The sequence below is a fragment of the Helicobacter pylori genome, from assembly GCF_030323545.1.
GTDB classification, from domain to species: Bacteria; Campylobacterota; Campylobacteria; order Campylobacterales; family Helicobacteraceae; genus Helicobacter; species Helicobacter pylori_CO.
Genome location: NZ_CP122954.1, coordinates 553,697 through 577,575 on the forward strand (window position 1 = coordinate 553,697; position 23,879 = coordinate 577,575).

14 protein-coding genes and 2 rRNA genes are annotated in these 23,879 nt (G+C 39.9%); 10 read left to right on the top strand and 6 right to left on the bottom strand.

The genetic code is table 11. The features are described 5' to 3' along the window. The first annotated feature begins 820 nt into the window (after window positions 1–820). The 3 genes from QAP06_RS02715 to mscS all read left to right on the top strand — a co-directional run bounded on the left by QAP06_RS02715 (window position 821) and on the right by mscS (window position 5,213). A 23S ribosomal RNA gene (locus QAP06_RS02715) occupies window positions 821–3,707 on the top strand. Between the two features lie 230 nt (window positions 3,708–3,937). After that, a 5S ribosomal RNA gene (gene rrf, locus QAP06_RS02720) occupies window positions 3,938–4,055 on the top strand. A 333-nt stretch (window positions 4,056–4,388) separates the two neighbouring features. Beyond that, the gene (gene mscS, locus QAP06_RS02725; RefSeq protein ID WP_286466377.1) at window positions 4,389–5,213 is read left to right on the top strand and encodes a small-conductance mechanosensitive channel MscS; all 825 of its coding nucleotides are present in this window, start codon (window positions 4,389–4,391) and stop codon (window positions 5,211–5,213) included. Window positions 5,214–5,788: 575 nt separating this feature from the next. Here mscS and ftsZ read toward each other — a convergent pair. The 3 genes from ftsZ to QAP06_RS02740 form a co-directional block, all read right to left on the bottom strand. Beyond that, the gene (gene ftsZ / locus QAP06_RS02730) at window positions 5,789–6,946 is read right to left on the bottom strand and encodes a cell division protein FtsZ (RefSeq protein WP_286466381.1); all 1,158 of its coding nucleotides are present in this window, start codon (window positions 6,944–6,946) and stop codon (window positions 5,789–5,791) included. A gap of 130 nt (window positions 6,947–7,076) precedes the next feature. Then, window positions 7,077–8,570, bottom strand: coding sequence for a cell division protein FtsA (gene ftsA / locus QAP06_RS02735; RefSeq protein ID WP_286466382.1), 1,494 nt, complete (start codon window positions 8,568–8,570; stop codon window positions 7,077–7,079). Then, a complete protein-coding gene (locus tag QAP06_RS02740; RefSeq protein WP_286466388.1) occupies window positions 8,571–10,034 on the bottom strand; it encodes a peptidylprolyl isomerase in 1,464 nt (487 codons plus the stop codon). 129 nt (window positions 10,035–10,163) lie between these two features. Between QAP06_RS02740 and QAP06_RS02745 the strand changes: the two genes are divergently transcribed. Next, entirely contained in the window at window positions 10,164–11,474 is a 1,311-nt protein-coding gene (locus QAP06_RS02745) for an adenosylmethionine--8-amino-7-oxononanoate transaminase (protein ID WP_286466392.1), read from the top strand. Between the two features lie 114 nt (window positions 11,475–11,588). Here the strand turns inward: QAP06_RS02745 and gatC are convergent, their stop codons facing one another. From gatC to QAP06_RS02760, 3 genes are read right to left on the bottom strand one after another with little or no spacing between them, the layout of a single operon-like run. Then, window positions 11,589–11,870: an Asp-tRNA(Asn)/Glu-tRNA(Gln) amidotransferase subunit GatC gene (gatC, locus tag QAP06_RS02750; RefSeq protein WP_286466398.1), complete on the bottom strand. Its 282-nt coding sequence runs from the start codon at window positions 11,868–11,870 to the stop codon at window positions 11,589–11,591. A gap of 14 nt (window positions 11,871–11,884) precedes the next feature. After that, window positions 11,885–13,360, bottom strand: a complete 1,476-nt coding sequence (gene gpmI / locus QAP06_RS02755) for a 2,3-bisphosphoglycerate-independent phosphoglycerate mutase (RefSeq protein WP_286466404.1) — start codon at window positions 13,358–13,360, stop codon at window positions 11,885–11,887. Between the two features lie 12 nt (window positions 13,361–13,372). Next, entirely contained in the window at window positions 13,373–14,455 is a 1,083-nt protein-coding gene (locus QAP06_RS02760; RefSeq protein ID WP_286466406.1) for a hypothetical protein, read from the bottom strand. 111 nt (window positions 14,456–14,566) lie between these two features. Here QAP06_RS02760 and glyS point away from each other — a divergent pair, with 111 nt between their 5' ends. The 6 genes from glyS (at window position 14,567) to QAP06_RS02790 (ending at window position 23,879) form a co-directional block, all read left to right on the top strand. Then, a complete protein-coding gene (glyS, locus tag QAP06_RS02765) occupies window positions 14,567–16,669 on the top strand; it encodes a glycine--tRNA ligase subunit beta (protein WP_286466410.1) in 2,103 nt (700 codons plus the stop codon). Next, the gene (locus tag QAP06_RS02770) at window positions 16,659–17,954 is read left to right on the top strand and encodes a TolC family protein (protein WP_286466415.1); all 1,296 of its coding nucleotides are present in this window, start codon (window positions 16,659–16,661) and stop codon (window positions 17,952–17,954) included. Before glyS ends, QAP06_RS02770 begins: the two co-directional genes overlap by 11 nt. Further along, entirely contained in the window at window positions 17,951–19,030 is a 1,080-nt protein-coding gene (locus QAP06_RS02775; protein ID WP_286466420.1) for an efflux RND transporter periplasmic adaptor subunit, read from the top strand. The genes QAP06_RS02770 and QAP06_RS02775 overlap by 4 nt, the downstream gene beginning before the upstream one ends. Next, window positions 19,030–22,089: an efflux RND transporter permease subunit gene (locus QAP06_RS02780; protein WP_286466425.1), complete on the top strand. Its 3,060-nt coding sequence runs from the start codon at window positions 19,030–19,032 to the stop codon at window positions 22,087–22,089. The genes QAP06_RS02775 and QAP06_RS02780 overlap by 1 nt, the downstream gene beginning before the upstream one ends. A 10-nt stretch (window positions 22,090–22,099) precedes the next feature. After that, window positions 22,100–22,381 (top strand): DUF3240 family protein, encoded by a 282-nt coding sequence (locus QAP06_RS02785; RefSeq protein WP_286466426.1) that lies wholly within the window; start codon window positions 22,100–22,102, stop codon window positions 22,379–22,381. A 442-nt stretch (window positions 22,382–22,823) separates the two neighbouring features. Then, window positions 22,824–23,879 carry a hypothetical protein gene (locus QAP06_RS02790; protein WP_286466428.1) on the top strand — a complete coding sequence of 352 codons (1,056 nt, stop codon included), beginning with the start codon at window positions 22,824–22,826 and terminating at the stop codon, window positions 23,877–23,879.

The following is a 23,879-nucleotide window of genomic DNA, read 5'->3' on the forward strand; positions in this document are numbered from 1 at the left end:
AGTGATAAAAGTTATGGTAGCGTTGCTTGAATGATTGAATGATTGAATGATTGAATGATTGAATGATTGAATGATTGAATGATTGAATGATTGAATGCCATTTCTACCCCTTTTTTGAAAAAAAGATAACTCATAGTATTGTATCTAGCGGTATTCAATCAATGGTTAATGGTGCGTATTTATTTTTTAATGATGATGCGTTTTTATCTTATTTTAAATGGTGATGCGTTTGTTTTTATTTAATGATGTGTTTAATTTAATGATGCGTTTTTATTTGATGATGCGTTTATCCTAATATTAAAGCTTTATTCTCTACCCCCATATCCAATCGCTCCCCCATCATTTCCAATAACTTTTATCCATTCCTTTCCAACTCTAAAATTTCTTTCAAACTCTAAAATTTCTTTCAAATCCCAAAAACTTTAAGCAAACTTTAAGCATTGCATGTCTATAATTACATTTCGTTTTTAAAGACAAGCTTTAAAAAGTTCTTTAATTTTAACTCAAACAAGTCATAAAAGCTAAAAAGCTTTAAAGCATAAAAAGCTTACCAGCTGATAAAACTTGGTCATTAAATAAAGATTAGGGATCAAGCATTTTTAGTCTTCTTTAAAGGGTTTAACAGAACGATTATAGCAGGTTTTTAAAGAAAAACGAAGTTATTTGATTTAACATTGTTAATAGCCTATGTAAAAGTAAAGTTAAAACTACAATAACTCTGTCTTATATTCATTAAGGCAGTGGTAGCGCTGAAGAATATTCGTGCAATTGTCGTTATTCATTATAAAAGGGCGGGTTTTAAAGGATATTTTAAAATTTAAAACAAGCTTTTAAGAGCAGATGGCGGATGCCTTGCCAAAGAGAGGCGATGAAGGACGTACTAGACTGCGATAAGCTATGCGGAGCTGTCAAGGAGCTTTGATGCGTAGATGTCCGAATGGGGCAACCCAACTAATAGAGATATTAGTTACTCTAATTTAGAGAGCGAACCTAGTGAAGTGAAACATCTCAGTAACTAGAGGAAAAGAAATCAACGAGATTCCCTAAGTAGTGGCGAGCGAACGGGGAAAAGGGCAAACCGAGTGCTTGCATTCGGGGTTGAGGACTGCAACATCCAAGAAAACGCTTTAGCAGAGTTACCTGGAAAGGTAAGCCATAGAAAGTGATAGCCTTGTATGCGACAAGGCGTTTTCAGGTAGCAGTATCCAGAGTAGGCCAGGACACGAGGAATCCAGGTTGAAGCCGGGGAGACCACTCTCCAACCCTAAATACTACTCTTTGAGCGATAGCGAACAAGTACCGTGAGGGAAAGGTGAAAAGAACCGCAGTGAGCGGAGTGAAATAGAACCTGAAACCATCTGCTTACAATCATTCAGAGCCCTATGATTTATCAGGGTGATGGACTGCCTTTTGCATAATGATCCTGCGAGTTGTGGTATCTGGCAAGGTTAAGCGAATGCGAAGCCGTAGCGAAAGCGAGTCTTAATAGGGCGAACAAGTCAGATGCTGCAGACCCGAAGCTAAGTGATCTATCCATGGCCAAGTTGAAACGCGTGTAATAGCGCGTGGAGGACTGAACTCGTACCCATTGAAACGGGTTGGGATGAGCTGTGGATAGGGGTGAAAGGCCAAACAAACTTAGTGATAGCTGGTTCTCTTCGAAATATATTTAGGTATAGCCTCAAGTGATAATAAAAGGGGGTAGAGCGCTGATTGGGCTAGGGCTGCTCGCCGCGGTACCAAACCCTATCAAACTTCGAATACCTTTTATCGTATCTTGGGAGTCAGGCGGTGGGTGATAAAATCAATCGTCAAAAGGGGAACAACCCAGACTACCAAATAAGGTCCCTAAGTTCTATTCTGAGTGGAAAAAGATGTGTGGCTACTCAAACAACCAGGAGGTTGGCTTAGAAGCAGCCATCCTTTAAAGAAAGCGTAACAGCTCACTGGTCTAGTGGTCATGCGCTGAAAATATAACGGGGCTAAGATAGACACCGAATTTGTAGATTGTGTTAAACACAGTGGTAGAAGAGCGTTCATACCAGCGTTGAAGGTATACCGGTAAGGAGTGCTGGAGCGGTATGAAGTGAGCATGCAGGAATGAGTAACGATAAGATATATGAGAATTGTATCCGCCGTAAATCTAAGGTTTCCTACGCGATGGTCGTCATCGTAGGGTTAGTCGGGTCCTAAGCCGAGTCCGAAAGGGGTAGGTGATGGCAAATTGGTTAATATTCCAATACCGACTATGGAGCGTGATGGGGGGACGCATAGGGTTAAGCGAGCTAGCTGATGGAAGCGCTAGTCTAAGGGCGTAGATTGGAGGGAAGGCAAATCCACCTCTGTATTTGAAACCCAAACAGGCTCTTTGAGTCCTTTCAGGACAAAGGGAGAATCGCTGATACCGTCGTGCCAAGAAAAGCCTCTAAGCATATCCATAGTCGTCCGTACCGCAAACCGACACAGGTAGATGAGATGAGTATTCTAAGGCGCGTGAAAGAACTCTGGTTAAGGAACTCTGCAAACTAGCACCGTAAGTTCGCGATAAGGTGTGCCGCAGCAATGCGGTCTCAGCAAAGAGTCCCTCCCGACTGTTTACCAAAAACACAGCACTTTGCCAACTCGTAAGAGGAAGTATAAGGTGTGACGCCTGCCCGGTGCTCGAAGGTTAAGAGGATGCGTCAGTCGCAAGATGAAGCGTTGAATTGAAGCCCGAGTAAACGGCGGCCGTAACTATAACGGTCCTAAGGTAGCGAAATTCCTTGTCGGTTAAATACCGACCTGCATGAATGGCGTAACGAGATGGGAGCTGTCTCAACCAGAGATTCAGTGAAATTGTAGTGGAGGTGAAAATTCCTCCTACCCGCGGCAAGACGGAAAGACCCCGTGGACCTTTACTACAACTTAGCACTGCTAACGGGAATATCATGCGCAGGATAGGTGGGAGGCTTTGAAGTAAGGGCTTTGGCTCTTATGGAGCCATCCTTGAGATACCACCCTTGATGTTTCTGTTAGCTAACTGGCCTGTGTTATCCACAGGCAGGACAATGCTTGGTGGGTAGTTTGACTGGGGCGGTCGCCTCCTAAAAAGTAACGGAGGCTTGCAAAGGTTGGCTCATTGCGGTTGGAAATCGCAAGTTGAGTGTAATGGCACAAGCCAGCCTGACTGTAAGACATACAAGTCAAGCAGAGACGAAAGTCGGTCATAGTGATCCGGTGGTTCTGTGTGGAAGGGCCATCGCTCAAAGGATAAAAGGTACCCCGGGGATAACAGGCTGATCTCCCCCAAGAGCTCACATCGACGGGGAGGTTTGGCACCTCGATGTCGGCTCATCGCATCCTGGGGCTGGAGCAGGTCCCAAGGGTATGGCTGTTCGCCATTTAAAGCGGTACGCGAGCTGGGTTCAGAACGTCGTGAGACAGTTCGGTCCCTATCTGCCGTGGGCGTAGGAAAGTTGAGGAGAGCTGTCCCTAGTACGAGAGGACCGGGATGGACGTGTCACTGGTGCACCAGTTGTTCTGCCAAGAGCATCGCTGGGTAGCTACACACGGATGTGATAACTGCTGAAAGCATCTAAGCAGGAAGCCAACTCCAAGATAAACTTTCCCTGAAGCTCGCACAAAGACTATGTGCTTGATAGGGTAGATGTGTAAGCGCAGTAATGCGTTTAGCTGACTACTACTAATAGAGCGTTTGGCTTGTTTTTTGCTTTTTGATAAGATAACGGCAATAGAGCATGGATAAGTTACCACTGCCTTACTGAGTGTAAGAGAGTTGGAGTTTTATAAAGACTTTTATACGATTAAACTTTAATGAGAAACAAGATAAAATCTAACTTGTTTTAATTAAAGAGCTATTAACTACCTTCTAAAAACAGCTCCTTATAAAGAGAAAGGGGAGTTAAGGGTAAATGCGTTTTATCTTTAGCTCCCTTTTCCTTGTGCCTTTAGAGAAGAGGAACTACCCAGTTAACCATTCCGAACCTGGAAGTCAAGCTCTTCATCGCTGATAATACTGCTCTTTTCAAGAGTGGGAATGTAGGTCGGTGCAGGGATAGGGAAATGTTTTTTAGTCTTGCTTTTTATTTAATTTTATTATTGACTCATTGTTTTGTTTGTTTGGTGTTTAGTTTCAGTGTTGTTGGTTTACTTTTGGGTTTTAGGGGTTTTATTCAAAGTCTTTTAGAGATTTAAGAAAGCGAGTTTGACAATAAAATAAAATCTAAAATCATAAAATAAAATTTAAAATCCAAGGCGTTAGATTGAGCGTTTGAGTTGTGATAATAAAGTTAGTCCTAAACATGCTAACATGTCAAAACTAGCTACATAACGATAGGATAAGTTATCTTGTCGTTTCTAGCGATTTTGTGATTTGCAAGGAAAAATTTATGGATGAAATTAAAACGCTGTTAGTGGATTTTTTTCCGCAGGCAAAGCATTTTGGGATAATCTTGATCAAGGCTGTCATTGTCTTTTGTATAGGTTTTTATTTTTCGTTTTTCTTACGGAACAAAACCATAAAACTTTTATCCAAAAAGGATGAGATTTTAGCGAATTTTGTCGCGCAGGTTATTTTTATCTTAATCCTTATCATCACCACAATCATTGCGCTCAGCACGCTAGGCGTGCAAACCACCTCTATTATCACTGTTTTAGGAACGGTGGGGATTGCTGTGGCGTTGGCTTTAAAAGATTATCTTTCAAGCATTGCTGGAGGGATAATCCTTATCATTTTACACCCTTTCAAAAAAGGAGACATCATTGAAATCTCTGGCCTAGAGGGCAAAGTAGAAGCACTTAATTTTTTTAACACCTCTTTACGCTTGCATGACGGGCGTTTGGCGGTTTTGCCCAATAGAAGTGTCGCTAATTCTAATATTATCAATAGCAATAACACTGCATGCCGGCGCATTGAATGGGTTTGTGGGGTAGGGTATGGGAGCGATATTGAACTGGTGCATAAGACGATAAAAGATGTTATTGATGCAATGGATAAAATTGATAAAAACATGCCCACTTTTATTGGAATCACGGATTTTGGATCCAGCTCATTGAATTTCACCATTAGAGTTTGGGCAAAGATTGAAGACGGGATCTTTAATGTGCGCAGCGAACTCATTGAACGCATCAAAAACGCCCTAGACGCTAACCACATTGAAATCCCTTTCAACAAGCTAGATATTGCTATTAAAAATCAAGACTCTTCTAAGTGATTGGTGTGAGGCGATTGCAGTAATACTTGAATTTTAAAGGAGTAACCCACATCAAGCGATTTTAAAAACATTTTCATCGGTGCAAATAATTCCAAATGCACTATTGCGAGCGTGTTAGAAAACTCATAAGCCGATGAGCGAGAGTTTTTCACTGATGCGTGCGATCTTTTGAAAAAAGATTATCAAAGAAAGTGATGACTTGTCTGATAAAATCACTGCTACTATCAATTATTTTGATGGGACAAATATTATCTGTATTTGATGAGATGTGAAGCTCCTCAATCAAATCAAAAATGCATTGACTTCTCAAATTTATAACGGAGTTTATGAATTTACGCAAGCATGAAAGCCCTTGGTTTTTGCCAAATGAGTTTCTAGCGCTTCATTAACTATGGGGTGTTTTTGGGATAATTTCCCCCTTTAAAGCACTTTAAAATCCCCCAAACGCTCTAAAAACTAGCACACCCATTAAAATCAAAGCTTTTTAATTTATTCTAAAAAACAAATGAGAGCGAACCTAACAAACCGCTTTATTATAGCCCTATAAAAATAGGGGAGAAAAGCGAGACTTGCAATTAATCTTGCTGAATCCTCATGGTTGTGGGTATGGATAGCTCTTCTTCAGTAGGGATCTTTAAATACTCGCCATTACCCACTTTTCTTGTTTGTTTCACCATAGGCTGAGAGGGCGTAGCGATAGATTCCAAACTCGCTCCACCGCTGTTTCTTTCAGCACCGGTCGCAATGATAGTAACGCGCACATGATCAATGGGGATATTCTCGCTCGTGTGTTGGCCAAACTTCACATCAACATCTTGATGGGCTTGTTCTTGAATAAAATCGCATGCATCAGAATAAGCCATCATAGGATAATCAGGGTGGTGCTCAAAAAAGACAATAATGCTCTTAGCCCCTTCAATAGAAGCGTCATCAAGAAGAGGCGATTGGATCGCATTTTCCACCGCTGCTCTAGCAGAACCTTCGCCAGTGGCTTCACCAATACCCATTAACGCAAAGCCTTTAAAACCAAGAGCGCTCTTTAAATCGGCAAAATCAACATTGATATTACCGGGTTTAGTGATGATGGTAGAAATGCCACTCACAGCCCTAACCAAGACATCATCAACTTCCCTATAGCATTCTGTGGTGCTAGCGTTTTTTTTCATGGTGAGAAGGATTTTGTCGTTAGGGATAACCAAAATAGAATCGCTAGATTGCTCCAATTCTTTCAATCCTTCTTCAGCCCTCTTTCTTTTTTGACTCCCTTCGTATTTGAAAGGCTTAGTAACGATAGCAATCGTGAGCGCTCCCACTTCTTTTGCGATTTTAACGATAGTGGGGGTGGCTCCAGTCCCAGTCCCTCCTCCAAGCCCTGTAGAGATAATGACTAATTTGGCGTCCTTAATCGCTTCTCTGATTTCATTAGCGCTTTCTTCAGCGGCTTTTCTGCCGATATCAGGAACCCCCCCAGCGCCTAAACCTCCAGTGGATTCTTTGCCTAAAAGGATTTTAACCGGAGCGGGATTGTTTTTGAGGTGTTGGCCATCAGTGTTTGTTGCAATGGGTGTAACATCTTGATGCACGCCGTATTCAACCAGGTGTTTAATCATGTTAGACCCCCCACCTCCAACACCGATGACGACAATCTTAGCCCCTTTATAAGCTGGATCGCTTACTTCTTCAATGCTCGCTTGACCAATATTATAATTTTCCATCTCTGATTGATGAACCATAGCCACATTCCCCTTGAGATACGATTTTTGCAAATCTTAAACTTTGATAAATAGCTAAAGGATTATACCATGTTTTCTGGCTTTTGATAACTATCAAGGCGTTTTTATCGCATAAAGAAATGGCTGTATCTTAAAAGAGTTTGGAAATCTTATCAAGGAAACTTTTAAAAAAACCTTTTTGTTCGGTGGGTTTTATAGGCAAGAAGTCATCGTTTTTAGCGGTGTTTAAAGGAGCGTTAGAGGTTTTTAAATCGCTCAAATTCCTTTCTGTGGGCGATGAATGGATATGGGGGGTAGGGCTTGATTGATGGGCTACTCTTGTGTAATCATCGCTTTCATGGTAGCGGATAATCCCTTTAGAGTCTCTTTCGTAATTGGTATGCCCCCCTGCTTTGTATAAAATCAAGCCAACCACGACTGAAAAGCGAGGATCTTTCAAGTCTTCAAACATGCCCATGATATTGTATTTTTCCATAGGAGCGGCCAAACGCACGGGGTAATTAGTGAAATGGGCTTTAGCCAGCTCTTTGATCCCTTTCATTAAAGCCATCCCGCCGGTCAAAACAACGCCCCCACCCAAATGCTCTTCTAAGCCGCTATCTTGAATGCTCCTGTGGATGATTTCAAAAGTTTCTAAAGCCCTTTCCCTCATGATAGTTTGGATTTTACTAAGCGGCACTATATGGCTTTCATTGCCATCTGATCCAGTGGTAGGGATTTGGACATTTTGAGAGGGTGTTTCTTCGCCGCTTTCAAAAGAAAGATCCCCGTATTTGATCTTAACTTCTTCAGCGTAAGGGAATGGGGTGTTGAGCATGTGCGACAAATCCGTGCTTAAATGGTGGGAGCCTACGGGTAAGTATTTGTTATAGCGTATGGAATTGCCGCTATAAATCGTAAGGTTGCATGTCTCTCCGCCCATATCCACGCAAGCCACGCCCAATTCCCTTTCGTCATTAGACAAGGTGGCAATCGAGGCTGCATAAGAATTGATCACGATGTTTTCAATCTCTACCCCAGATTGGATCATGATTTTTTCTAAATTTTCAATGTTGTTTTTTTCTGTATAGATAATGTGGATAAAGACTTCCAAGCGAGTCCCGCTCATTCCTAAAGGGTCATTCACTTCTTGTTTGTCTAAAGTGAAGCGATAGGGGAGGGCATGCAAAATGTGTTTGTCGTTATCCAAGCCTGCTTTAGCACATGCGTTATTGATAGCGCGGCTGATTTCATCAATGGTTACCACATTATCTTTAGTGCTCGCTACACCGGTAACATCTCTAATGCTTTCAGTATAAGCCCCAGAAAAAGAAACGATCGCTTTAGTTTTAGGGTGGTATTCCCCAAAATGGGGCATGGGGTTGTTTTTATCGCCATCAGCATTCAAACCTGCCATTTTTTTAGCGTTATTGATCACTTCTTTAATGGCGCTAGAAGCGTGAGAAAGGCTATTGATACGCCCTCTTTTAATGGCTTTTGAAGTGATTTCTTTGGAGTCTTGATGGGCCGTGCCAATGATGCGCAAAACCCCTTCTTTAAATTCAGCCACTATCGTGCAAATCTTTCTAGAGCCTATATCAACCCCTATAACGATTTCTTTATGTTCCATGATTTCCCCTTGCATTTATTGAATGTATCTGACTATCTTATAGCGTTTTTTCAATTCTTCTATCAACGCTTTATCAAAAAAATCCGTTTTAGTGTTATTGACTAAACGCTGCATATACTGGCTTTCTTCTGCGCTAAATGAGTGGTTGAAATTTTGATCTGTGATTTGATAGAGCACTACTTTATCGCCAATAGCGATAAACCCCTTTTTTTCCTGGCGGTTAAAAAGGGTGTTGATAAACTTAGCGCTTTCTTCTTGGTTAAGCTCATTAATAGTGCCTCCAAAATTAGGGCTTACATAGCCCACGCTTTTGCCTTTAAAATCCTTAAGCTTTTCTTTAGCTAAAATTTGCAACGCCATAAGGGTTTTTTCTTGAGTCAAGCGGGTTTTAAGAGTGCTTTTAGCTTCATCAAAATTTTGCAATTCGTCTTTGGTTTGAGAGACAAGCTGCACTACAATAAAACCATCTTTAAAAGGCTCTGGTTTTAGGATTTCAAGGGGCTTGAGAGTGGCGAGTTTTTGCGTGATTTCAGCAGTATAGGGGGAGTTGTTTTCTTCAAAATCTTGCGTGGTGTAGTTTTGCGCGTTCGCTTTTTTTAGAGCGACATAACTCCTTAAGGCTTTTTCATTCGCTTTTTGCATGCTTAAATCATGCTTGACTTGCTCTTGAACGCTTTTAAAATCCTGTAATTTCCCCTCTTTATCCAAATAAGACACCTTGTTTTTATGGTAGTATTCCTCCAACTCTTTCAAATCGGATTTTTCCAAACTAGCGTCAAAATACAAAGAGCGTGTTTTAAAGCTCGTGGGCTTTTTAAAATCCTTTTTATGGGACTCGTAATATTTTTTCATCTCTTCTTCATTAAGAGAGATTTTAACATCATTAGGGTTTAGGATAAGAATGTCTAATTTGTCTTGCAATTTTGCCCAAAGCGATAGGCTAGATTGCTCCAAAGGGGTAGTGGTTTTGGGGAAGAGAGTGCTGATTTTTTGAAGGATTAAAAGCCTTTCAACGCTTTCTTCAAAATGCTTGGGGCGGTAATGGCTTTGCTTTAAGATATTTTTATACAATTCTTCATCAAAAACGCCATCTTTTTGAAAAACGCTCGTTTTTCTGATCTCTTTCGCCACTTCTTGCTTTGTAGCGCCAAGCCCTAAATCTAAAGCAAGATTTCTCAATAAGGCTTGATTGATGAGCGAATCTAGAGCGCTTTTTTCTAAATGCATGGCTTTGATTTGATCTTCAGTGAGTTCTTTAAAATTAGGGATAGACTCAGCATATGCGTCTTTAAGGCGGCGGTATTCTTGGGCTAATTCTTCTTGAGAAATCTTGATCTGTCCCACTTTGGCAGCGCTATCGCTATCTAAAGAAAAGCTGTATTGCCCCCAGCCTATCATTCCGGCGGCAATAAAAGCGATCGTGCTTATCCATATTGTAACCACTAAATACTTTCTATGATTTTGCATCCATTCAATCATAAGAACTCTAATCCCTTTTAAAAAATCAAAAATGTGAAATTCAGGTTTAAACAACCTTATAGTAAAATCAAATAACCTTATTTTAACCAAAGGTTATTAAAATTATCCTTATTATAGAGAGTTTTTAACATGAATTTTCAAGAAAATTTAGCCACTTTGGATTTGGAATATCTTTGGCACCCTTGCTCGCAAATGCAAGAGCATCAAAATTTCCCCATTATCCCCATTAAAAAGGCTCAAGGGATTTACCTCTATGATTTTAATGATAACGCTTACATGGATTTAATCAGCTCATGGTGGGTGAATCTTTTTGGGCATAATAACGCCTACATCAGCCAGCAGCTTAAAAATCAAATTGATAGTTTGGAGCATGTCCTTTTGGCTTCTTTTAGTCATAAGCCCATCATCACGCTCTCTCAAAGGCTTTGCCAGCTCACTCATATGGACAAATGCTTTTATGCGGATAACGGCTCATCTTGTATTGAAATCGCTTTGAAAATGAGCTATCACGCCCATTTTTTAAAGAATCAAACGCGCCACAAAAAGCTTTTTTTATCGCTCTCTAATTCCTATCATGGCGAGACTTTGGGAGCGTTAAGCGTGGGCGATGTGAAACTTTATAAAGACACTTACACCCCACTATTACTCAAAAATCTCACCACACCCGTGCCTAAAAACGACCATGAAATAGAAAATAGTTTGAACGCTTTAAAGCGTTTGTTGGATAAGCGTCATGAAGAAATTTGCGCTTTCATTGCAGAGCCTCTTTTGCAATGTGCAGGGAACATGCATATTTATAGCGCAAAATATTTAAAACAAGCCGTTTTATTGTGCAAGCAAAAAAATATCCACATTATTTTTGATGAAATCGCTACCGGGTTTGGGCGCACAGGAAGCATGTTTGCTTATGAACAATGCGAGATTGAGCCTGATTTTTTATGCTTGTCTAAGGGGATTAGTGGGGGGTATTTGCCTTTAAGCGCGCTATTAACCCGCAATGAAATCTATAACCAATTTTATGCCCCCTATGAAGAAAATAAAGCGTTTTTGCATTCGCACAGCTACACAGGAAACGCCCTGGCATGCGCATGCGCGAACGCCACGCTGGATATTTTTGAAAAAGAAAATGTTATTGAAAAGAACAAGGCTTTAAGCGGGTTTATTTTTAACGCACTCCAAAACGCGTTAAAACCTTTGATAGAGCAACAAGTGGTGTCTGATTTAAGGCATTTGGGCATGGTTTTTGCCTTTGAAGTCTTCATTCAAACCAAAGAGCGTTTGAGTTTGGCGGTTTTTAAAAAAGCTCTAACCAAAGGCTTGTTATTGCGCCCTTTAAACAACACCATTTACCTCATGCCCCCTTACATTATCACGCATGAAGAAATCAACAAGGCGGTTGTAGGGCTAGTGGAAATTCTTGATGAGTTAAAAAAAGGCTGAAAGCGCTTTTAAAAATAAAATAGTAAAAAGCTTGAATTGGATCAAGCGATAGCTTTTTTCTGTCTGTTTGATTTCAAAAGTTTTTAACTTGATATGAAACCTGTTCAATAAAGCCTATTCAATGATTTTAGGCACAACGAAATAATGATCCTGGCTGTGTTTGTTGTGGCTTAAAATCTCTTTGGCGATGTTAGGTTGGCTTTTGGGCTCGTCTTCTCTTAAAGGGGTGCATAGTTCTGTATCTGTTTTTAGCGCACTAGTTTTTAAAGCGAAAATGTTTTCTACAAAGCCTAAAACCTCCGCTAGATGGCCTTTAACGCTCTCTTTATGTTCGTCTTTAATCTCTAGCATGCTCAATTTTTCTAAGCGTTGCAATAGTTTATCATCAATTTGCATTCTTTTCCTTTAATTTAAAATAGGGGTTCGTCCATCGTTGCTGGGGCTTTAAGGCCCATGAGTTTTAACACGCTGCTAGCGATATTGTTTAAGGCTCCGTTTTTAATGGATTTGACTCCATCTCCTAAAACAAAACAATACACGCTCCCGGCGGTGTGGTTGGTTAAGGGGTTTTGGTTTTCATCTTTCATGCGCTCGCAATTCCCATGATCGCTTGTTAAAAGCATGGCGTAATCCAATTCTTTAGCTAGTGAAAGGATTTCCCATAAACATGCATCCACTGCTTCTACCGCTTTGACACTCGCTTCAAAATTCCCCGTATGCCCTACCATATCGCCATTAGCAAAATTCACAATGATCAAATCCGTGCCTAGTTTCATTTGCTCTAACACCGCAAGGGTTACTTCTTTAGCGCTCATTTCAGGCTTTAAATCATAAGTGGTAACTTTTGGGCTTTGGATAAGCACTCGGTTTTCATTTTTAAAAGGCGTCTCCACTCCGCCATTGATGAAAAAGGTTACATGCGCGTATTTTTCAGTTTCAGCGATATGGCTTTGGGTCAGGTTGTGTTGAGACACCACTTCAGCGAGCGTGTTTTGAACGCTTTCTTTGGGGAATAAAATAGGGTAGGGGAAAGTGTTGTCATAAGGCGTCATGGTAGCGATATGGAGTTTTTTAAAAGCTTGGCGTTTAAAGCCACTGAATTCCTTTTGGCCTAAAGCGCTCACGATTTCTCTAGCCCTATCATTCCTGAAATTGATAAAAATAAAGCTTTCATCATCTTGCATGCCGCAATAATCTTTAAAACAAGCGGGCATAATAAATTCATCAGTGATATTTTTATCGTATTGGCTTTGGATATATTCGCTAGGGCTTAAAGGCGTGTGATTAAGCCCCATTAAACTATGATACGCAAGTTCAATCCTTTCAAAGCGATTATCCCTATCCATCGCATAAAAACGGCCGCCTATGGTAGCGATTTGAATGTTTTCATTGCAGATATTTTGCATGGTTTCTAAATAAGTTAAAGCGCTTTTAGGAGCCACATCGCGCCCATCGGTGATTAAATGCAGACAGACTCTTTTACGGGATTTTTCACACTCTAAAGCTAAAGCGATAAAATGCTCAATGTGTGAATGCACGCCTCCATCGCTCATTAAACCCATAAGATGCACCATTTTGCTTTTTTGGATCGTGTTTAAAAAAGCGGGGTTGTTTTTTAATCCATCGTTTTGAAGGCTTAAAGAAATTCTAACTAAATCTTGATACAGCACCCTACCAGCCCCAATGCACATATGCCCCACTTCAGAATTCCCCATTTGCCCTTCAGGTAAGCCCACGCTCAAGCCATGCGTATCAATCAGGCTATAAGGCAAGGTTTTAAACATCAAGTCATAAGTGGGTTTTTTAGCATGGAAGAAAGCGTTATGATCGCTATCTTTACGATACCCAATGCCATCAGTGATAATCAAAAGAGTTTTTTGCGCCATTTTTAGGACTTTTTAAAGCTCTTGCATGAGAGTGATGTGGTTAGCTAAAATCGCATTCCTTTGCCCTGGAGAGCAATTTTTGCACACTTCTTTATTTTTGGAAGCATTTTTGGAAGCGGTTTTGGTGTTGCTTTTTACATTATTTTTAATATTATTTATATTATTTTTGGAGGAGCGTTTTTGGCCCACTTTAGCCGGTTTTTTGGGGCTTTTTTTAGCGGGTGTAAAATCAGTGCTGTTGGTTTGAGCCAAATACATGGGTTTATCTTTTGCTTTTTCTGGCTTACTGGTTGTTGGCTCGCTAGTTGCCTCTTGTGTTTCTTGGGATTTTTCTGCTTGGGTTTCTTCTGTTTGAGTTTCTTTGGCGCTTAAGGCTTGGGGCATGGCGTTGCCGATAGGGTCTAAATCCAGGTTGCTATTAGCGCTTTTTTGCAATTCTTGGTCATTATTAGACTGCGAATCAAAGATTTTAGATTCTTTCAAACGCCTGATCCTGTCTTGTATCTCTTCGTAATATTTTTCAGCTTCAGCGTTAGACTTTTCGCTCCTTTCCCAACGACTGCCCTTGTTGTAAGATTTAATCATGTCTTTTAGATTGTCATGGTAGCGTGTTTTCCAATAGAGCAACTCTTTTAAAGCCACTTCAGAAGCAAACGCATCGTCTTTAATGAGCAATTCCCCCATCATATTACGCAAAAAGGGGCTATCGTTATGCCCATAGCTTTTTAGAACGCTAGGGATATAAGAATGGTACACGCCCGCGCTCGGATCGGAAAAATTGATTTTATAAACCCCTGCGCATGATTCTTTCCATGCAATGCCTGCCATTTCATAGCCTAAATTTTCTTTAGAGCCGAATTGATAAGCGGCTTTTAAGACTTCTTTTTGCTTAGCGTTAAAGTCTTTAAGGTTATCGCAATTGGTCATCATGACTTTAGTAACGGGCGATTTGGGCTTGTTTTTAATCCCTTTAGCGGGCTTAGGCTCTGTTTTAGTGGGGCTTTCTGTTGCGGCTAAACTTAAAGATGCGCTTAAGGTTGCGCCTAGCCATAAGGCTTTAAAAAGGGTGTGAGTGAGTGGGGTTGAATGTTTCAAAACGCCTACCTTTTGTATTAAGAAATAAACTAAACTAAGTGTAAATTCAAGTATAATTCTAACATGATTTAGTCTTAAAAGTGATTTTGTTTTTTAGGGAGAATTGAGATTTTGCATTCAGATGAATTGTTAGTAGAGATTTTAGTTGAGGAATTGCCCGCACAAGCGTTATTGAATGAATATAAAGAAATGCCTAAAAAACTCCACGCTCTTTTTCAAAAGCGCGCTTTAGAAGTGGGAAATATAGAGATTTTTTACACCCCTAGGCGTTTGTGTTTGTTCATCAAAGATTTTCCTCTTTTAACCCAAGAAACCAAAGAGGAATTTTTTGGGCCTCCCGTTAAAATCGCATGCAACAATGAAGATAAAACGCAAGGGCTGAACGCATTGGGTTTAGGGTTTTATCAAAAATTAGGGTTAAAGGATCACCAGCATTTCCAAACAGCGTTTAAAAACAATAAAGAAGTGCTTTATCACGCTAAAATCCATGCGAAAGAGCCTACAAAAGACTTAATCATGCCCATTGTGTTAGAGTTTTTAGAGGGTTTGAATTTCGGGAAGTCTATGCGTTGGGGCAATGTGGAAAAAAGCTTTATCAGACCCATTCATAATATTTGCGTGTTGTTTAATGGGGAAAATTTTAACGATATTGAAGTCAAAGAGTATGGCTTTAAAACCAAGCAAGCCACGAGAGTGCACCGACAAGAGGGTTTTGATTTTATCCAGGTGGATAGCCCTAAAGCGTATTTTGAAGTTTTAGAAAAAAACCATGTCATTTTAGACCCTAAAAAGCGCGAAGCTAAAATCTTACAAGAAATTAAAGAGCTAGAAACAAAGCATTGCATCATCGTAGAAACAGATAGGGATCTATTAGATGAGGTTGTAGCGATCACGGAATACCCCAGTGCGCTTTTAGGGGAGTTTGACAAGGCGTTTTTAAAATTACCCAGTGAAATCATCACCACTTCCATGAAAGAAAACCAACGCTATTTTGCGGTTTTTAGTCAAAAAAGCCAAGAAAGCCCAACATTACACAACGGCTTCATTGTGGTGAGCAACGCTATCAATAAAGACAAGCAAAAAATCATTGCAGGCAATCAAAAGGTTTTAAAAGCCCGTTTGAGCGATGCGGTTTTCTTTTATGAAAACGATCTCAAAAAGCCTTTAGATAACGCTCCTTTAGAGAGCGTGGTTTTTGTGCAAGGTTTAGGGACTTTAAAGGATAAAATGGAGCGAGAATTAATCATCGCTCAATACTTGACGCAAAAATACGCTCCATCTTTAAACATGCCTTTAGAAAAATCCCTTGAATTGATTGGCCGAGCCGTTAAAATCGCTAAGGCGGATTTACTCAGTGAAGTGGTGTATGAATTTAGCGAGCTTCAAGGGATCATGGGCTATTACTACGCTTTAAAACAAAACGAAAACGAGTTAGTCGCCTTGAGTTTGAAAGAGCAGTATTTGCCCGCAAGCGAAAACGCTCCCTTGCCCTCTAGCGTTTTTAGCGCGATCGTGGCTTTGAGCTTGAAATTAGACAGCCTGTTTTCTCTTTTTAGCGCAGGTAAAATCCCTAGCGGATCTAAAGATCCTTTTGCTTTAAGGCGTTTGAGTTTTGGGCTATTGAAAATCATCGCGCATTATGGGTTAGAATTTGATTTGAAAGCGGATTTGAAAAACCTCTTTGAAAAAGTGGGCGTTTATCAAAACTTTGATTTAGAGATTTTAGAGAAGTTTTTACTGGAGCGCTTTCATAATTTAATAGATTGTAACCCTTCTATTATAAGGAGCGTGTTAAACACCAACGAGCGAGATATTGTTAAAATCATTCAAAAAGTCAAAGCCTTAAAACGCTTTTTAGACGATCCCAAGAACGCTCAAAAAAAAGAGTTGCTTTTTAGCGCTTTCAAACGCCTAGCAAATATCAACAAAGACAGAAACCCTAACGAATCAAGCGAGTTTTCCATAAGTCTTTTCAAAGAATCGCAAGAGTATGCCCTTTTTGAAGCGTTCAATACGATCAAAACAAGCGCTTTTGAGAGTTTGGATAGTAAAATAGAGGCTTATTTTGGTTTGCATGTGCCTTTAGAAGAATATTTTAAAAGCGTGCTGGTCATGGATAAAGATATAGAAATCCAAAAAAATCGTAAAAATTTCTTGTGGGGCGTGTATCAAAGTTTCTTAGAAATTGGGGATATTAAAGAAATTGCGATTTAATTTTTTCAAACGCAAAGTCCAGCGTTTTTGTTTGGGGGTAACTTTTTTAATAAGCGGTGCGGGTGTGCTTGATGCGAAAATCTTTACCCTACAAGAATTTTTTAAAGAAGTAGAAACCAACTCTATGGAGTTGATCGGCAAAAAAGCCGATTTTAAAAGCCGTCTGAACGAACAGCGTTCAATCAATGCATGGGATTTTCCCTATATTGATAATGAAACTTCTATGGTGAAAAACTTCCAAGGCATTATAGAAGCGCAACCCAGAACCCTTTTAATAGTAAGACCCAAGCTCCCATGGGTGAGTTCGCTTTTATCCAAAAGCCTTTCTATTAAAACCATTCAATACGATAAAAGTTATCAATTAAATAAAAATCTCGCTTTTATTGGCGCTAAACGCCTTTATTTGACTTATGTGATGACTAAGGAAAAGTATCAGGTGTATGTGCAACGAGAAGCGAACTTTTATTCGCAGCTCAAAATCGCTAAAGAAAAAGTCAAAGCCGGCAGCATGAGCGAAAAGGACTATATCAACTTCAATAATTCTTATTTGGAATCCAAACTCGCTAAAACCAATGTGGAAACCAAACTCATAGATTTAGAAAAAATGCTAGACACGATGCTAGCGATTGTGGAGCCGGTCAAAGAGGGGGCGCATTTTGACACTTATTTAAACCATTTGCATGATGTCAAGGTGATCGGTTTGGATTTTGAATACGTGCGATTAGAGCCTGAAGCTTTAAAGTTTAAATTGGATCGCTCGTTGTATGTGGATATTTTGGATTTGACGGCTAAAGATTATCAGGTGAATGCGAAATTGGCTAATAGAGATGTGTTTAATGCATTTGAGTTTGGGATTGGCTCTGAAAGCTATAACTCTTCCACTAACCTTTCTATAGAAGTGCGTATCCCTTTACCGGTAACGCCTAAAAACATCTATCAAAAGCGTAAATTCTTGGATTTGCAAAGCGGGACGCTCGCGCAAAATGAAGTGATGAAACGAAACATTAGAATCAACGCCAACTCCTACTTAAACCAGCTCAAAACCAAAGAAGCATACATTGAAACCCAAAAAGAAGCCATTGCCAATAAGAAGCGTTTGATGGAAATGGGGCGCATCGCTTATGAAGCCCAAAAAATCGGGCTTTTTGAATACTTGATTTATCAAAATTCTTACATGGACGCTCTTATTACTCTGGCGGAAGCCAAGATTGAATACATTAATATTAGCGCGCTTTTAGAAGAAACTTTAGGGGAGAGCTTGACCAGATTAGGAGAATTGCATTGAAGCGGGCGTTATGGTGGCTTGTGTTAATGGGTGTTTTTTCAATGGGCGTTTCTTTAAAGGCCAAAGAGTATCCAGAAATTGTTTTAGAAGAAAAAAACTTGCAACCTATGGGGTTAAAGGTTATTAAATTAGATAAAGAAATTTTCAGTAAAGGGCTTCCTTTTAACGCTTATATTGATTTTGATAGTAAAAGCTCTGTGGTGCAGAGCTTGAGTTTTGATGCGTCTGTGGTTGCGGTTTATAAAAGAGAGGGCGAGCAGGTGAAGGCTGGAGATGCGATCTGTGAAGTGAGTTCCATTGATTTGGGCAATTTATATTTTGAATTGCAAAACAACCAAAATAAATTAAAAATCGCTAAAGATATTACTAAAAAAGATTTAGAGCTTTATAGGGCGGGGGTGATCCCTAAAAGGGAGTATCAAACGAGCTTTCTAACCAGTGAAGAAATGGGCTTAAAGGTGGAACAATTAGAGAGCGCGTTTAAAAGCTTTGGCGTGGATCCCAAAAACCCTAAAGGGCAGTATGGTTTTAGGATTGTGGCTAGAGACGGCGGTCTTTTAGCGTTAGCGCCTAAAAATGTGGGCGAGAAGATTTTAGCTTTCACTAGCTATGTGCGTATTTCAAAAAGCGATGATTTGATCGCTCAAATCAAATTGCCTGTAAGCGTTTCTAAATCCATTAGAAGAGATTCGCCGGTCTATAATGAAGAGGGGGAAAAAATCGGGAAGATCCAAAGCGTTTCGGTGGTGTTAGACAAAGGCTCTAACACGATTTTAGCCACCGCTTTATTAGATGAGGGCAATTACCATGTGGGGGAAATGGTAGAAATGTATATTCAAGGCTCTCAACCCAAAGACTCGGTTTTAATCCCTTCAAACGCTTTGATTAGAAACGGAAAGGATTACCTGGTGTTTGTGAGAACGCCTAAAGGTTTTAGGCCTGTGGTGGTTCAAGTTTTAGAAGAGCGCAGCAAGATTTTTATCGTGAACGCTCAAAATTTACACCCTAATGACAGCGTGGCAGTGGGGTCATTGATAGGGTTAAAAGGCATGATCAACAATTTAGGGGAAGAATAATGCTCGCTTCCATTATTGAATTTTCCTTACGCCAGCGAATAATCGTGATTGTTGGCGCGATTCTTGTTTTGTTTTTTGGGACTTATAGTTTTATCAACACTCCAGTAGATGCTTTCCCGGATATTTCGCCCACTCAAGTTAAAATCATTTTAAAACTCCCTGGCTCTAGCCCTGAAGAAATGGAAAACAACATCGTGCGCCCTTTAGAATTGGAGCTTTTAGGGCTAAAAGGGCAAAAATCTTTAAGAAGTATTTCAAAATATTCTATTTCAGACATTACGATAGATTTTGATGACAGCGTGGATATTTATTTAGCGAGAAATATTGTTAATGAACGCTTGAGCAGCGTGATGAAAGATTTACCCATGGGGGTTGAAGGGGGCATGGCGCCCATTGTTACGCCGTTGTCAGACATCTTTATGTTCACCATTGATGGCAATATCACCGAAATAGAAAAACGACAGCTTTTAGACTTTGTGATCCGCCCGCAATTAAGAATGATTAGCGGCGTGGCGGATGTCAATTCTATTGGAGGCTTTAGCAGAGCGTTTGTGATTGTGCCGGATTTTAATGACATGGCAAGGCTTGGGATAAGCATTTCTGATTTAGAAGAGGCTGTGAGAGTGAATTTAAGAAACAGCGGAGCGGGGCGCGTGGATAGGGATGGCGAAACTTTTTTAGTCAAAATCCAAACCGCTTCTTTGAGTTTAGAAGACATTGGCAAAATCACCGTTTCCACTAATTTAGGGCATTTGCACATTAAGGATTTTGCGAAAGTCATCAGCCAGTCTCGCACCCGTTTGGGGTTTGTTACTAAAGATGGCGTGGGTGAGACGACAGAGGGCTTGGTGCTTTCTTTAAAAGAAGCCAACACCAAAGAAATCATCACTCAAGTGTATCAAAAACTAGAGGAATTAAAACCCTTTTTACCGAGCGGCGTTTCCATTAATGTTTTTTATGATCGCTCAGAATTTACGCAAAAAGCCATTGCCACCGTTTCTAAAACGCTCATTGAAGCCGTTGTTTTAATCGTCATCACGCTCTTTTTATTTTTAGGGAATTTGAGAGCGAGCGTGGCTGTGGGGGTGATTTTACCCTTAAGCTTGTCCGTGGCGTTTATTTTTATCAAGATGAGCGATTTGACTTTAAACTTGATGAGTTTAGGGGGGTTGATTATCGCTATAGGCATGCTCATTGACTCAGCCGTGGTGGTGGTGGAAAACGCTTTTGAAACATTAAGTGCTAACACTAAAACCACTAAACTCCATGCGATCTATCGCTCTTGTAAAGAAATCGCCGTTTCAGTGGTGAGCGGGGTGGTGATTATTATTGTGTTTTTTGTGCCGATTCTAACCTTACAGGGGTTAGAGGGCAAGATGTTTAGGCCTTTAGCGCAAAGCATTGTGTATGCGCTTTTAGGCACTTTAGTTCTATCTATCACTATCATTCCTGTAGTGAGCTCTCTTGTCTTAAAAGCCACGCCCCATAGCGAAACCTTTTTAACGAGGTTTTTAAACAGAATCTATGCCCCTTTATTGGAATTTTTTGTGCATAACCCTAAAAAAGTGATTTCAGGAGCGTTTGTTTTTTTAATCGCAAGCCTTTCTTTATTCCCTTTTGTGGGGAAGAATTTCATGCCTGCTTTAGATGAGGGCGATGTGGTTTTGAGCGTGGAAACCACCCCTTCTATTTCTTTAGATCAATCCAGAGATCTCATGTTAAACATTGAGAGTGCGATTAAAAAGCATGTCAAGGAAGTCAAAAGCATTGTCGCGTGCACAGGGAGCGATGAATTGGGGCTGGATTTAGGGGGCTTGAATCAAACCGATACTTTTATTTCTTTCATCCCTAAAAAAGAATGGAGCGTAAAAACCAAAGATGAATTATTAGAAAAAATCACAGATTCTTTAAAAGACTTTAAGGGGATTAACTTTTCTTTCACCCAACCCATTGAAATGAGGATTTCTGAAATGCTTACAGGGGTTAGGGGGGATTTAGCGGTTAAGATTTTTGGAGATGATATTAGCGAGTTGAATCGATTGAGTTTTCAAATCGCACAAGCTCTAAAAGGGATTAAAGGATCTAGTGAAGTTTTAACCACGCTCAATGAGGGCGTGAATTATTTGTATGTAACCCCCAATAAAGAAGCGATGGCGGATGTGGGGATCACTAGCGATGAATTTTCCAAGTTTTTAAAATCCGCTTTAGAGGGCTTGATCGTGGATGTGATCCCTACAGGGATTTCACGCACGCCGGTGATGATCCGCCAAGAGAGCGATTTTGCAAGCTCTATCACTAAAATCAAAAGTTTAGCCTTGACTTCAAAACATGGCGTTTTAGTGCCTATCACTTCTATCGCTAAGATTGAAGAAGTGGATGGCCCTGTTTCTATCGTGCGTGAAAATTCAATGCGCATGAGCGTGGTTCGCAGTAATGTGGTGGGGCGCGATTTAAACTCTTTTGTAGAAGAGGCTAAAAAAGTGATCGCTCAAAACATCAAACTCCCTTCTAGCTACTATATCACTTATGGGGGGCAGTTTGAAAACCAGCAACGGGCCAATAAAAGGCTTTCCACCGTTATCCCTTTAAGCATCTTAGCGATTTTTTTCATTCTTTTTTTCACTTTTAGAAGCATTCCTTTAGCCTTGCTCATTCTTTTGAATATCCCTTTTGCGGTTACCGGAGGCCTTATTGCGTTGTTTGCGGTAGGGGAGTATATTTCCGTGCCAGCGAGCGTGGGCTTTATCGCTCTTTTTGGGATTGCGGTTTTAAACGGCGTGGTGATGATAGGTTATTTTAAAGAGCTTTTGTTGCAAGGAAAAAGCGTAGAAGAATGCGTTTTATTGGGCGCTAAAAGGCGTTTGAGACCGGTGTTGATGACCGCTTGCATCGCCGGTTTGGGTTTGATACCTTTATTGTTTTCTCATAGCGTGGGATCAGAAGTCCAAAAACCTTTAGCGATCGTGGTGCTTGGGGGCTTAGTCACCTCAAGCGCTCTAACCTTACTCTTACTACCGCCCATGTTTATGCTCATCGCTAAAAAGATTAAAATCAATTAAGGGATTTCACATGCTCGCTTTAGAAATTTATATTGATCTTTGTTTGAAAGACGCTCTAATAGATTATTTGTTTGAAAAAGGCTTTGATGATTTTTTTTATGTGGAATGCTATAAATACGCCGCTTCTTCACTGCTTTTAAGCCAAAAAGAACAGGTGAGTGGGCGCAAAGACTACGCTAAATTCAAGCTTTTTTTAAGCGATGAAGTGGCTTTATCTCTAGCCCAAGCGCTAAAAAATCAGTTCGCTTCTAAAGACATGAAATTGTTTTATTCTCAAACGCATGGGTTGTAAAACGCATGGCGTTTTTCATTAAATGCCAATAACTAAAATTTTTAACTTTTTTAAAAAATGGGGTTTTAGTTACTTTGTTTTTGAAACTCATTCTCTTAAGGGGATAGGGGGTATTTTGCACTTAACTCTCCCTCCTTAACCCCCAACTAAATCCCCCTAACCCAAGAAGACCGCTTTTTTCCAAGAGGTTATCGTTTGATTAAAATCAAGCTCTTTTTTTGAGTTTTTTAGTTTTGATTGTGAAAAATCAAGTATAATACCCACCATTAAATGGCACTAGGAGTTTGTAATGACTATTATTCTTAAAAATCCGCTTTCTCTCTCTCTCTCTCTCTCTCTCTAGTCAGCCGCTTTATCTTTTCACCCCCATATAAACCCTATCTATATTTTAGGGATTTTTGCGTCTTGTTTAGATTTTAATTTTTAATATAAAGGATTGGTAATGATTTTACGCTCACAGACGGATTTTGTAAAGTTTTTAGAAGAGGTTTCTCATTATATTGAAGAACAAATCCAGGATCACCTTGATTTGACAACGCATCTTATCCGCTCTGATAAAGACAATAACGCTCTTTTAGAGGTAGCGGATAAAATAGACGCTGAAAAGCTTTTTAGCGCTTTGTATTTGGAACGATTGAAGTTTTTGAACGCCCAGTTACAAAACAGCCTAAAAAGCGTGATTGAAAGCTTTGATTACTCTAAAGAAAAGGCTTTAGAAGAGATCAAAGCTTTGGATTTGGGCGTTAAAGACATTGAAAAAACCTATGAAAAATTAAGGGCTAATTTAGAAGAAGAGTATTCTAGCGTGGCTGTGGTATCTGTGGTTAAAAAAGTTCTAGAAGATGTAAGGGATCAAAAACCTTATTTAGCCTCTTTAATCAACAAGCCTAACGAGTTCAATAGCGAAATAGAAAGCATCATGCAACAAAGCTTGATCAAAAACACGAAATTAGAGATTGAAAAAATTAACCTTTCCTTTTCAAAAGATTTTCATGCGGAATTTGAAAGCCTGAACAACATGCAGCTTTCTAGCGATCTGTCTGTGAATTTAGAGCATAGCCTTGAATTAGGGATCAACGCTTTAAGCGTGATTTTAGCCAAAAACCCGGTTACAAGGCCGTTCGCGCTGATTTTACAAGGGTTAAAACCTCTTTTAAAAGATTTATTGACATTGTTGCCTAATCTCATCGCTGCATTCTTCAGGAATGAAGAAAAAGAGCGGGCGAAATTAGAAAATCTGATTGAAATAAAAGTGATTCCAGAGGTCCAACGCAAGCTTAAAGAAGTTTTGCCAGGCTTGTTTAACGAATGCTTGGAAAATTCCCTAAAATCTCTAAAAGATCGGTGCGAATTAGAAATCACGCACAAGAAACAAGAAATCGCGCTCGCTCAAACAGAAAAAGAAAAACACCTAAGCGATCTAGAAGCGCAAAAACAAATCTTAGAAAACAAGATCAACGCTTTAAGCAATTTAGAACAACAATATTTAAAGGATTAA